15 protein-coding genes are annotated in these 12,480 nt (G+C 42.4%); 4 read left to right on the forward strand and 11 right to left on the reverse strand.

The window, feature by feature from the left end:
- Positions 1 to 609 (forward strand): arylesterase, encoded by a 609-nt coding sequence (locus tag KIT51_12640; protein ID UYN85715.1) that lies wholly within the window; start codon positions 1 to 3, stop codon positions 607 to 609.
- A 132-nt stretch (positions 610 to 741) separates the two neighbouring features.
- On the opposite strand, the gene KIT51_12645 is transcribed toward KIT51_12640, so the two are convergent.
- Positions 742 to 1,572 carry an alpha/beta hydrolase gene (locus KIT51_12645; protein ID UYN85716.1) on the reverse strand — a complete coding sequence of 277 codons (831 nt, stop codon included), beginning with the start codon at positions 1,570 to 1,572 and terminating at the stop codon, positions 742 to 744.
- A gap of 153 nt (positions 1,573 to 1,725) precedes the next feature.
- Here KIT51_12645 and KIT51_12650 point away from each other — a divergent pair, with 153 nt between their 5' ends.
- From KIT51_12650 to KIT51_12660, 3 genes are all read left to right on the forward strand, one after another.
- Positions 1,726 to 2,937 (forward strand): MFS transporter, encoded by a 1,212-nt coding sequence (locus tag KIT51_12650; protein UYN85717.1) that lies wholly within the window; start codon positions 1,726 to 1,728, stop codon positions 2,935 to 2,937.
- A gap of 84 nt (positions 2,938 to 3,021) precedes the next feature.
- Positions 3,022 to 3,456 carry a DUF4281 domain-containing protein gene (locus tag KIT51_12655; GenBank protein ID UYN85718.1) on the forward strand — a complete coding sequence of 145 codons (435 nt, stop codon included), beginning with the start codon at positions 3,022 to 3,024 and terminating at the stop codon, positions 3,454 to 3,456.
- Positions 3,443 to 4,228 carry a hypothetical protein gene (locus KIT51_12660; GenBank protein UYN85719.1) on the forward strand — a complete coding sequence of 262 codons (786 nt, stop codon included), beginning with the start codon at positions 3,443 to 3,445 and terminating at the stop codon, positions 4,226 to 4,228. Before KIT51_12655 ends, KIT51_12660 begins: the two co-directional genes overlap by 14 nt.
- Before the next feature lie 29 nt (positions 4,229 to 4,257).
- On the opposite strand, the gene KIT51_12665 is transcribed toward KIT51_12660, so the two are convergent.
- The 10 genes from KIT51_12665 to KIT51_12710 all read right to left on the reverse strand — a co-directional run bounded on the left by KIT51_12665 (position 4,258) and on the right by KIT51_12710 (position 12,404).
- Positions 4,258 to 4,857, reverse strand: coding sequence for a hypothetical protein (locus KIT51_12665; GenBank protein ID UYN85720.1), 600 nt, complete (start codon positions 4,855 to 4,857; stop codon positions 4,258 to 4,260).
- Positions 4,854 to 5,750 carry a hypothetical protein gene (locus KIT51_12670; protein ID UYN85721.1) on the reverse strand — a complete coding sequence of 299 codons (897 nt, stop codon included), beginning with the start codon at positions 5,748 to 5,750 and terminating at the stop codon, positions 4,854 to 4,856. The genes KIT51_12665 and KIT51_12670 overlap by 4 nt, the downstream gene beginning before the upstream one ends.
- Positions 5,751 to 5,762: 12 nt before the next feature.
- Entirely contained in the window at positions 5,763 to 6,326 is a 564-nt protein-coding gene (locus tag KIT51_12675; GenBank protein ID UYN85722.1) for a hypothetical protein, read from the reverse strand.
- A 169-nt stretch (positions 6,327 to 6,495) separates the two neighbouring features.
- A complete protein-coding gene (locus KIT51_12680; protein UYN85723.1) occupies positions 6,496 to 7,254 on the reverse strand; it encodes a DUF1295 domain-containing protein in 759 nt (252 codons plus the stop codon).
- Positions 7,251 to 7,649 (reverse strand): DUF2177 family protein, encoded by a 399-nt coding sequence (locus tag KIT51_12685; GenBank protein ID UYN85724.1) that lies wholly within the window; start codon positions 7,647 to 7,649, stop codon positions 7,251 to 7,253. The genes KIT51_12680 and KIT51_12685 overlap by 4 nt, the downstream gene beginning before the upstream one ends.
- Positions 7,650 to 7,698: 49 nt before the next feature.
- Complete coding sequence (locus KIT51_12690) at positions 7,699 to 9,165, reverse strand: TRAP transporter large permease (protein UYN85725.1); 1,467 nt, start codon at positions 9,163 to 9,165, stop codon at positions 7,699 to 7,701.
- A 5-nt stretch (positions 9,166 to 9,170) separates the two neighbouring features.
- Positions 9,171 to 9,650, reverse strand: coding sequence for a TRAP transporter small permease (locus tag KIT51_12695; GenBank protein UYN85726.1), 480 nt, complete (start codon positions 9,648 to 9,650; stop codon positions 9,171 to 9,173).
- A gap of 10 nt (positions 9,651 to 9,660) precedes the next feature.
- Positions 9,661 to 10,641: a TRAP transporter substrate-binding protein gene (locus KIT51_12700; protein UYN85727.1), complete on the reverse strand. Its 981-nt coding sequence runs from the start codon at positions 10,639 to 10,641 to the stop codon at positions 9,661 to 9,663.
- 53 nt (positions 10,642 to 10,694) lie between these two features.
- Positions 10,695 to 11,360, reverse strand: coding sequence for a bifunctional 4-hydroxy-2-oxoglutarate aldolase/2-dehydro-3-deoxy-phosphogluconate aldolase (locus tag KIT51_12705; protein UYN85728.1), 666 nt, complete (start codon positions 11,358 to 11,360; stop codon positions 10,695 to 10,697).
- Positions 11,361 to 11,369: 9 nt separating this feature from the next.
- Complete coding sequence (locus KIT51_12710; GenBank protein ID UYN85729.1) at positions 11,370 to 12,404, reverse strand: sugar kinase; 1,035 nt, start codon at positions 12,402 to 12,404, stop codon at positions 11,370 to 11,372.
- Positions 12,405 to 12,480 lie beyond the last annotated feature (76 nt).

Raw genomic sequence — 12,480 nt, forward strand, 5'->3', positions numbered from 1 at the left:
ATGGTCGGAAAGTTTAGCTGGATTATTGTATCTCTCCTATTTCTCCAAGGTTCAACTACGGTGAAAACCATTATGTTTTATGGCGACAGTCTTACGGCCGGATACGGCCTATCGACAGAAGAAGCTTTTCCTGCCCTGCTTGAAAAAAAGCTGAATACCCAATCGACCCGATGTAAGGTGATTAATGCCGGGTTGAGCGGTGAGACATCGGCTGGCGGATTATCCCGTATCGACTGGGTGTTACGTCAACCGGTTGACATTTTTGTGCTGGAATTAGGCGGCAATGATGGTTTGCGTGGTCTGCCGCTTGAACAAACCAAGGCCAACCTGCAGGCCATTATTGATAAAGTGAAAGCCAAAAACCCTGCTGTTAAAATTGTTGTGGCCGGTATGATGGTACCCCCTAATATGGGCAAAGATTACACCACTCAATTTAAAGACGTGTTCCCTGAACTGGCCAAAAAAAATAAAGCAACGCTAATCCCTTTTTTACTGGAAGGTGTAGGCGGAAATGAAAAACTTAATTTACCAGATGGTATTCACCCGAATGTAGAGGGGCATAAAATTATTGCAACTAACCTGGTGAACTTTATAGGCCCATTGCTATAATTCGCTACCTGGACTTTAGTGAATTTTTGTGTTTTCGAGTTTTATTGGCTTGGATAAATTTGCCACAAAAGCACTAAGGCACGAAATTCTCAAAAATAAGTTTGAGACATGCATTTGGCTACATAAAGCCTGCTATAGCTTCTTCTGGCATTCAAACAAGAAGTTGATCACATCCATGCTCACAGGGTCATCGTCTCGTCCAAATTCACGGTGCATGGACAGGCTGTTCTTCTTTGGGTAACCCTTCACCTGGATATTGATATCGGATTCTTTAAATTTCTTCGCCAGGTTTATGGCATCGTTTTCGGTTGGCGTTTTGCTGCCGGAGTATGCTACGAAAATGGGCGGCACCACCATACCCGGCCGGATGTGACTTACCGGTGACGCCTCCTCCCATTCTTTCTGGGTTAGACCGAACGTATCCAGGCACCAATCCTTTACTTTATTGTTGTTATCCGGAATAATCTTAGCGACATCAAACCCGAGGCCATCAATGGATACAACACCTTTAATCATGTCAAGCGAACCTTCGGCTTGTTTCATGTAATCTTCGTTCACCGTAATCATCACCGACATTTGTGCACCGGAAGCATAACCCATCAAAAAAATCTTATCCTTATCGCCACTGTAATGAACTATGTTATTGTAGACCCATACGAGGGCGTTGGCAACATCCTGCATATGACCAGGATGTTTCACATCGGGCGAAAGCCGGTGATTGATGCTAACAAAAATATAGCCCTTGGATGTGAAGTACTCGGGTTTTACGCCAACGTCACTCTTATCTCCAAATGCCCACAGGCCACCATGCACCCAAATAATAACCGGGGATTTACTTCCCTTCTTGGGCATATAAATATCCAAAGCATTAAGTCGCGGATCTTTGGCCAGTTTGGCATACTGAAGATCAAGCACTTTAAAGTAAGGTCCGGTATCACCTTTACGCTGACCCCATAAGGACATAGAACATAATAAAGCGCAAAAAATTAATAAACGCTTAACCTGCATACGTGTAAATAATGGTAAACATTGTCTCCTTATTCGCAGTTAAAATATCAATTATTTGGCCAAAAAAATAATTATCAAACCACCCCATACCCCTATTTTCGCCCCCTGATGAAAAATGAAAGACTTCTCCTGCTCATTCTGGCTGCCGCCATGTTCACCCATATTATGGATTTTATGATCATGATGCCCTTGAGTCCTTCGTTGATGAGCATTTTTGATATCAACGCACAGGAGTTCAGTTTACTCGTGTCTTCATACACCATAACAGCTGGGGTAACCGGCTTTCTGGCTGCTTTTCGCATCGACCGGTATGACCGAAAAAGCATGATGCTGGTGATGTATTTTGGATTCACCTTAGGCACATTGGCTTGTGCAATTGCCCCTTCTTACTTTTTCCTGCTCATGGCCCGTTCAGTGGCAGGAGCTTTTGGTGGCGTTCTGGGCGCCTTGATTCTCTCTATTGTTAGCGATGCCATTCCGCTTGAGCGAAGAGCAAGTGCCTTGGGCATTGTGATGGCTTCATTTTCAGTGGCTTCTGTATTTGGTGTACCCTTTGGGTTATTTCTGGCCAGCAAATTTAGCTGGCATGCACCCTTTCTCTTTTTAGGGATATTGGCTGTCCTCATCTTTGTATTAATGTTTTGGTTTATTCCTCCGCTTCGGGCACATCTGGATATAGGTAACGGAATCAAGAAGCCAATGGAGATACTGAAAAATATATTTGGTCAGCGGAGCACACGGCTTGGATTGACTTTCGCTTCAGTTCTAACCCTGGGTCACTTTACTATTGTTCCCTTTATCGCTGCCTACATGGTAGGCAATGTGGGCTTCTCAAACGATGAACTCGCCTACATCTACCTCGTTGGCGGAGCGCTCACTATTTTCTTTTCACCCTGGGTTGGTAAAATGGCCGATAAACATGGACGGTTAAAAATCTTTACCATCTTCGGCAGCCTGGTGATCATTCCGATTGTAATCATCACCAACATGCCACCCACCCCATTGTGGGCTGCACTGATTGTAGCCGGTATATTTTTTATTTTCAGTAACGGACGCATGGTTCCTTCCACCACTATGGAAACGGCAATCATTAGCCCGGAAAGTCGTGGAAGTTACATGAGTATCCGGTCATCGGTACAACAGCTAACCTCAGGTCTGGCTTCCTTTATTGCAGGAACTATCATTAGCGAAAAAGCCTCTGTATTTGGGCCGGATGCGAAAGCACTGGTGAATTATGGTTATGTAGGATTAATTGCCGTTTTCTTTAGCCTGGTATCGCTGTGGTTAGCCCGAAAACTTCAGGTAGCTCAAGGTGCTTAGATACTCTTTATCTTTTCTTTATTGATCATGATCAATGTAAACTTCTGATATAGTTGTAAGCTTTGTGATATAAATTTATCGCCTATGAACCCCGACAAATTATTTCTCATCTGCAACAACCTGGCATTAGTTGGCTGGCTTCTGATGGTTGTTGCACCACGCTGGAAATGGACGTTCAACATCGTTGTTTCCGGTGCAGTAATACTCTTGCTCAGTGCCATTTACCTGACTTTGATTGTGCTTTATTTCGGTGAAGGCGAGGGTAATTTTAGTTCCCTGGATGGTGTGATGAAATTATTTGAAAATCGTGAGGCCGTTTTAGCCGGATGGGTACATTACCTGGCGTTCGATATGTTTGTTGGCACCTGGATAGTAAGCAATAGTCAAAAGCTTGGCATTAAGCATTGGTGGGTTATTCCGTGCCTGTTTTTCACCTTCATGTTGGGACCCATCGGGTTGATATTATACTTCATTGTGCGGGCCATCCACACTAAAAAAATCCTGCATGAAAATTTCTGAATTCATTCCAGGTATTAAAAAGTTGAACCCACTGCTGTACTATACCGGGCTGGGGCATGCGGTACTCTTCATCATTTTTATTCCTCTTTTCATACTGGATGATAGGTTAATAACCGGCATTAATGCGTGGATAAAACCCATGAAGTTTGCATTATCGATTACTATCTACCTGTGGACATTCGCGTGGCTATTGCAGTATGTAAAATCTGTCAAAAATGTAAAATTCATCAGTTGGGGAATAGTTAGCTGTATGATTGTAGAAATGGTTATTATAACTGTACAGGCAGCGCGCGGTGTTCCTTCACACTTTAACATAACCTCTGTTCCTAACGCCATTATGTTTAGCACGATGGGAACTTTTATAGGGATCAATACTTTTTTAGTACTCTACACAGTCATATTGTTTTTTACAAAAGCAGTAGAAATCCAAGATCATACAACACTTATTGCCTGGCGTGCAGGTTTACTTTTATTTTTTCTTGGTGGTATTTCAGGTGGGCTTATGGTAACCAACCTTGCCCATACTGTTGGTGCACCTGATGGCGGGCCTGGCCTACCCTTTGTTAACTGGAGTACGGTGGCCGGTGACATCCGGGCAGCACACTTCATAACCCTACACGGATTACAACTTGTACCGCTTATTATATTTGCTTTTCGTGATCGGACTAAATTTGAGCTACCCTTTGCGTTGATAACATTCTCCTTGTATTCATTACTCTGCGTTGCATTACATTTGATTGCACTAAACGGGAAGCCGTTGTTGCATTTTTAAATCTGTCAAAATGTAATTGCCTCTGAGAATTAAAATTTCACTAACAATCCTGTAGATAATTTCATGGCGGTGTTTGGCCAGTCGCGTCCGTAATTAAAATTAGCATCAATATTCCAATAAACAGGTCCCAGGCTAATTAGTAGACCTACTGTGGTGGACAGGTAACGGAAATGGTCATCTCCATTAACGGTAGTAAAATCGTGCTTTCCTAAACCCGTGCTAAAGCGGAGTGTATTGGCAATGATCATACCAGCCTCTACCTGATAAAAAGTAAAAAACTTATTGATGTTCAATTCATCGGTTTGCAAACCCTGAACCACAAGCATTTCATTGAAAATAGATTCATTGGTATAGCCCAAGGTGCCGAAAACACCAATTGAATTTCCACCTTTTCCGGATGTGTACCCGACAAAACCATTCAACTGATAGCTTATGCGGGACGTAGAAAAATCAGTGAATTGATCAGAGGCAGATCCCTGGAAATAATATGCTGATGGACCCAGTAAAAGTGCTAACCCTGCTGATGGTTCGCGCTTAGCCGTTAAATTACCTTCTGACTTTTGACCATACAATGAATGGGAAAAAGCCAGTCCAGTAAATAGAAAGGTGAGGACAACAAATTTTCTCATCGCTCATTAAGCTTTAATGTTCCACCAATTTGCACCAAAGAAAGGCCATTACCGATATCGGAATAAATACCAATTTTACTACTCAGGTTTACCTGGAACCCTACCCTAAAAAGTATGCCCAGGCTGCTGCCACGCGCTGAATTTTGTATTTTGATAACACGTTCATCGTCCAGGAATGTCAGGCTGCCATCGGACCGCACATTGGAGGTGGTAAATGATAAACCACCCAAAATGTAAGGATCGATGAAATTCCAACCGGTGGAATATTTTCCGATGATAGATAATGAGAATAAATTCTCCTTTATGTCACGTTCTGTCTGCAATTGATCGAATTCACTGAATAACACCTCGCTGTATTTATAGGTAGCTAAACCAGAAAGCAAACCTAAAGTCACATTTTTACGAAACGGAAATACATAAGCAACGAAAACCCCGGGCCCGCTTTGCTCATTGGTTAGCTTACCGGCATCTTTTATTTTGGAAAAATTTCTTATAAACCCCGCCCCAATTCTAAATTCACCAAAACGAATATTTGAATGCCATCTCTCTCCTTCCTCTGCCGCATTACCTTTTTGCTTATTATCCTTTTTGGAGGCGCCAGCAAACCTTGTTGAATCAACTGGTGAAATATATTCCTTCAATTGATTCCTGTAACTGATGGCAAAAACTTCTTCACGTTTGATTTCATAAACAGGCCCATCCGGAATGTCGGTTCGTTTATAGCGTATGGATTGAAGGCCGACTTCCATAACTTTAGCCGTAATTATTTCGCCATTGTTTTTTACGATTACATCAAACTGGGCAGGAGGAACATCGGTATGCTGGGCAACTACCGACTGTGAATTAGCAAAAACAATCAAACCAAATAAAAGTAATGTATATTTATTTACCATTGGCTTCTTGATTTAATAAGCAATATCCTTAAACTCAGCAATTGTAATATTTAAACCTGATAAAGAACCAGAAGAACAAAGCCTGCCTTTAAGCGATCCCGTTATCAATCGCTCAGCTTGATTTTGCCGTTTGATTTCAAAAAAAGCCTCAGCATTAGAGATTGCACATAATTCATATGTGTCATACGTTGTAGGGGTACCCGGATTTTTAAGAATGAGACTAATTTCGTGAAGTCCACCCTTTAACAAATCGTATTGTACAGTATAGTTATGACGAAAATCGGTTACGTCTGCCATATCTAACGCCACTGTCAATTCAAATGTACGTTCAGCAGACGCAAGACCATTAAACATAAAATAATATCGCCTGAATTTTTTAGAGACCTCTTCGGGTTCATTAAAGTTTTTGATAACAGAGGGGCCAGCGGAAACCCGGTACTCACGACTTCTCCATGTAATCGCTTCTCCTTCGATTGATGCAACCAGCACCCCCTCGCGTTGGACGTTTAATATCTCTAGATCATTAGAGCATGAAAAAAAAATCCCGATAAGGAAAAAGTAAATTCTCCACCTCATTAAAGTGCTTTAGGTTATAAAACTTTGATTTTCAAAAATACCACAAAAAACAATATTGAGGTTGCGATTTCTTATCAAAGATTTCACTATATTTTTTTGCGTATTGTTTTTTATAAGTAATGTCCAACACCAAAAGGCCTTCACTTTTTTCTATAGGATATCAGGAATTTTATTTTACAGGCATGGGAAAAAATACGGGCGTGGCTTTCTGATAGGCTTCGAACTCCGGATTCCCCGCATACTTACACTCGAGCATCGGCACCCCGGAAACATAGCGCACCAGGTAAGTAATGGTTAACGGCCCGACCATGGTCATCCAACCTCCGGGGAAAGTAACAGCCATGAGAAAAATCCCCCACCACTGTACCACTTCACCAAAATAATTTGGGTGACGTGTGTAACGCCACAACCCGGTAGTGATAATTTTTCCTTTGTTTTCAGGAACGGATTTGAATTGCTTTAATTGATAATCCCCAACGCTCTCAAAATAAAAACCAGTCAGCCAAATTAAAATACCAACGCCATCAAGAAAATGGAAGCTAACAGCTGAATGAATATTAATATAGATTACCGGTAACACAGTTATAAAAAGAAATAATCCCTGGAGCATGAATACCTGAAGAAAACTGCGCAGGTAAAAGTGCTTCCACTCCCTGCGCCATTGATGGTAGCGAAAATCTTCCGACTTACCCTTATTCCGAAGGTAGATATGCCACGACAATCGAAGTCCCCAAACAGTAACCATTATGTTAACCAGAAACGCTTTCTGTGATGGTTCAGAAAGAAAATAAGAGAACCATGCCACCACTACAAAGCCCAAGCCCCAAGCCACATCGGCTACATCATTACGTTTAATGAGTATGGCAACAACAAACCACACCAGCATGTAGCTGAACAATGCCAGCGCAAGAATCAGGTAATGGTTCATAGTCCGAGTTTAACGGCAATAAAGTAGGTAGCGGTTGCCACACTGGCTGAAAGTACGGTGCCCCACAGCATATCTACCACTACCATTTTTACCGGCCAGTCTTTAAGGGTAGCCAGGTTGGTGAGATCATAGGTGGCGTACGTAATCAATCCGAAAAAAGCACCCATCCAAAGTGCACGCGTCCATTCCTTCTTTTCAACGGCAGGCTCGATGACAAATACTACCAGGCCAACAAGAAACAAGAAATAGAAAATAATGGCGGCCACCCAGTTTACATCAGGCTTCATTAAGAAGCCAATCTGGTTTTTGTAAAAATCACGGGCAATGAAGCCAATCCAGGATAAGTCGATAGCGAAGAGTACCGGGAGGGCGATGGCGAATAATTTTAGCAGCATGGTTAATTAACAACCATTGCGCCCTTAAAGTTTAAAAAGTCGAGCCGGTCTAGTAATCAAAAAGTCCTGGCAACCATAAACTTAATTGAGGGATATAAGTTACCAATAGTAAAACAATCACCATCGCTATAAACAAGGGAATCAATGGTCTGATTACATTGGCGATTGGTATTTTTGCTACGCTGCAACCAATAAAAAGAACTGAACCAACGGGTGGCGTACAAAGGCCAATACTCAGGTTTAACACCATAATAATCCCAAAATGAATAGGACTTAAGCCCAGTTGTGTAGTCACTACCGGCATAAATATGGGTGTAAAAATCAGCACCGCTGGGGTCATGTCCATAAAAATGCCGACAAATAAAAGAATAAGGTTGATGATCAGCAGGATAACAAAAGGATTATTGCTTACATCCATTAAACCTGCACTTACATTTTGTGGAATATTTTCATACGACATAATCCACGACAACGCAATACTGGTGGCGATGAGGAGCATCACCACAGCGGTTGTCTTAACCGAGCTCAAAATGATGGATGGAAGATGGTGAATTTTTATTTCCCGATAGAGAAACGCCAGGATCAATGAATATAAAACAGCTATGGCAGATGCTTCCGTTGCGGTGAAGAAACCTACTACAATTCCGCCAATAACAATAATGAGCATAAACAGGCTGGGCAGTGCATCCATAAACGTAAGTACACCTGCTCGTACCCGCGAATCTTTATTACGGAATTTACTACCCATATAAAACAAAGTACCGGCAATCAGTAAACCTGCTAAGCTGTAATTCACTACCGGATTGAAGGTAACCATAGCGTACCGCACTCCCATTCCAATCAATCCTAAGCCCAGTACTACCAGCATGAGCACAAACAACATACGGCTTACCCCAATAATACCTTTTGTTTTATAGATCAGCATGGAAACAGCCATGAGCATAATACCAAAGCCAGTGAGTATACCTGGAATATAACCTGCCAGAAACAATGCTGTAATGGAAACTCCCCCACTGGCCAGACTGTAAACAATAAGAATATTGCTGGGCGGAATACTCAATCCGGTTGTAGCTGATGTGATGTTAACCGCAGCACTGTAATTTTCATCATAACCCTCCTTCTTCATGGCCGGCCCCATAATACTGCCGATGGCAGATGCTGAAGCAGCTGCAGATCCTGAAATGGCTCCAAACAACATGTTGGCTACTACATTAACAAAGGCTAGTCCGCCAGGCAATCCACCGACCAATACCCGCGCAAAATCAATAAGCCTTCGGGCAATGCCACCACTATTCATGATGTTACCCGCGAGAATAAAAAACGGAATAGCCAGCAGCGTAAAACTATCAAGGCCTGTTGCCATACGATGAGCAAACGTGGTGAACGCTGCAATCGATTCAATAGAAACCAGCATCGTTAGAATACCAGAAATACCAATGCTGTACGCGATGGGTACACCAATGATCAGTAAGATCAGGAAACTTATTACAAGTACAAGTATACCAGTGTAATCCATAGCAATCAGGCTAAACTTCTGTTTAGAAAAATCTTCTTCGTATTATCAAGGGTGTAGTACAAAACAATTAATCCTGAAAGAGGAAGGATCAGGTACACATACCCTAACGGTATGCGCAATGCTGCCGAATTCACGTTCAGATAAAAACGTGTGTACACCAGCCAGGCTCCACCAATGATCAAAACAAATAGTGCAAATACTGCAATCAGGATATGGATGATGAGCCGGAGGATTCGTTGTCTTTTTTCGCCAGAGCGCTGTAGCAACATATCGATAGCGAGGTGTTCATTCTTCCCGGTAACATAGGCCGAACCCAATAACCCAACCCAGATCAACAAAAATCCGGCAAGTTCATCGGTAAAAGAACTGGGGGCTGTAAGTACATAGCGACTTATCACCTGCCATAATACGTCCACCACCAGCAGACTCATCAAGACCACAAGTGTCCATTCCAGATATTTATCTAATCGTTCTCTGAAACTCATAGGCTTGCTTTTATTGAACGGCCTTTATCCGTTGGATTAAGGAATAAATTTCCGGTTGCGTTTTGTACGATTCATACAGTTGTTGCACGCGTTCTTCAAAGGGGCCCTTATCCGGATAGTTAATTTCTACCCCTGCTTCAATCACTTTTTCAAGCGCCTCCGCTTCTGATTCGGCCCAGTATCTCCGCTCCACTTCAACCGATTCTCTTATCGCCTCGCTAAGCCATTGTTGTTCTTCATTTGTCAATCGATTCCAAACTTTCGTACTGATGATCAATACATCCGGAACCATGGTATGTTCGTTGATGGAATAAAACTTACACACTTCATAATGTCGTGAAGTGTAAAAACTGGGAGGATTATTTTCTGCACCATCTACAACACCACTCTGTAATGCCGTATACAACTCACCCCACGATACCGGTGTGGGAGATCCACCCATGGCAGAAACCAGTTGCATGGCCGTTTGACTTTTCATTACCCGGATCTTCAAACCTGAAAGATCAGCAGGCGTTTCAACCGGCTTTTTCAGCGTATAAAAACTTCTGCTTCCGGCATCGTAAAAACACAATCCTTTAATCCAGAATTTTTCTGTGCTGTTCAAAAACTCCTGCCCTATTTCACCATCCAAAACATTAAAGGAATGTTCCTTTGATCTAAAAATATAAGGCAAGCCTAAAACTTTATAGTTATCGGTAAAGCCTTCCAGTATGGCAGCCGAAACTTTGGTCATGGCCAGGCTGCCGATTTGCAGCAACTCAACACATTGTTGTTCAGAACCAAGTTGTTCACTCGGGTAAATCTCTACTTCCAGCTTGCCTCCCGAATTTTCATGTACACGTTCGGCCATAAACACCATGGCCCGATGAACCGGGTGACTGGGATCAAGACCATGTGCAAGCTTTAATACGGTATGCTCTTTTGAGGCACAGGTAGTCAACAACCAAATGGCAAGACTTAACATTACGTACCGATACCATTTGGATCTCATCAAAAACCTATTCGTTACAAAATTGACTCAACAAAATACGAATTTGTTATTCCTTATTTCCTGAATTTCGAAATCAAACTAAGTGCGTTACGCGATTGCGTTTCAATGCCTTCCAGATCAAAACTTCCATCTGCCTTTTTAACCATAAGTTTTGAGCCCATGCCTACACACACTACGCCTGCCTTAAACCATGCCGATAAACTTTCTTCAGTAGGTTCAACGCCACCGGTAGGCATCAGTTGCAAACCGGGCACTACAGGCAGTACGGAGGAAACAAAATCAGGCCCCAGTACAGAGCCGGGAAATAATTTTATTACCTGTGCACCTAAATCCTTTGCCGTAACAATTTCAGTTAGTGTAGCACACCCTGGAATCCAAAGCATGTTGTGCGACTGGCAAACCGATGCCATCTCCGCTTTAAGAATGGGTGACACAATAAAGTGTGCCCCGACATCGATAAATTTCTTTGCTGTTGCTCCGTCCATAATGGTACCGGTACCCAGCAATAAATCAGGATATTGTTCAACGTGCTTGAGTAATGCTTTAAATACATCAAACGCATTGCCGCCTCGGTTTGTGAATTCAAAAACACGAACACCGCCACGATAACAGGCATCCAACACATTTTTTGCAACTTCAATATCGGCATGATAAAAAACCGGAATCATACCGGATGATCGCATAACCGTTACAATAGAATCAGGTGTATAGCTTGACATATTAAATAATTAACGTGATACTCTTCCAGAAGCGTCACCTTTCATTAGTTTCTCTACCTCTTCCACAGTCACTAAATTAAAATCACCTTTAATGGTATGCTTGAGGCATGATGCTGCCACAGCAAAGTTCAAGGCTTTTTGGTCGTCTGTGGGGTACTTAATCAATCCGTAAATAAGTCCGCCCATAAAAGAATCACCACCACCAACACGATCAACAATATGGGTAATCTGGTACGTTGGCGCCTCAAACAATTTCTTTCCATCCCACAACACACCCGACCATGAATTATGGCTGGCACTGATTGATCCGCGAAGGGTAATAATTACTTTCTTTGCTTTCGGAAACTTTTTCATCAATTGCTTACCTACTGATTCATAAGCAGCACCCTCCACATGGCCTGAGGTTACATCTACACCTTCTGGTTTAATTCCAAAAACCATGTCCGCATCTTCTTCATTACCCAAGATAATATCACAATGACTAACTAACGCTTCCATTACTTCACTGGCACTTTTACCCCACTTCCACAATTTATTTCTGTAGTTAAGATCAGTAGAAATAGTGATTCCCATTTTTGAAGCAACTTCACAGGCTTCCATACAAACTTCTGCTGCGCCTTCAGATACTGCCGGTGTAATGCCTGTCCAGTGAAACCAGGTAGCACCCTTGAAAGCTTTCTCCCAATCAATTGTTCCCTTCTTTAGTTTAGCAAATGAACTGTTAGCCCTGTCGTAAATAACTTTACTACCACGGCTCACCACACCAGATTCCAAAAAGTAAATTCCAATGCGATCACCACTTCTATTGACAAAGGATGTGTCTACCTGACGTGCCCTCAACGAAGCAATCGCTGCGTCACCGATGTCATTATTCGGCAGGCTTGACACAAAGCTTGCTTCCATTCCATAATTGGCTAATGAAACAGCAACGTTAGCTTCGCCTCCGCCATAGGTGGCCTCAAATTCAGTGGCTTGTGAAAACCGGAGATAGCCAGGCGTGGCAAGCCTAAGCATGATCTCACCAAAGGTTACTACTCTACTCATGGGATTTTTAGTTATTTGATTTTCTGAAATTTTGCTGTCTGTTGATTGGCACGATACTTACACCTTCTTAAAATCT

This window comes from Cyclobacteriaceae bacterium, from assembly GCA_025808415.1.
In the GTDB taxonomy this organism is placed as follows: domain Bacteria; phylum Bacteroidota; class Bacteroidia; order Cytophagales; family Cyclobacteriaceae; genus UBA2336.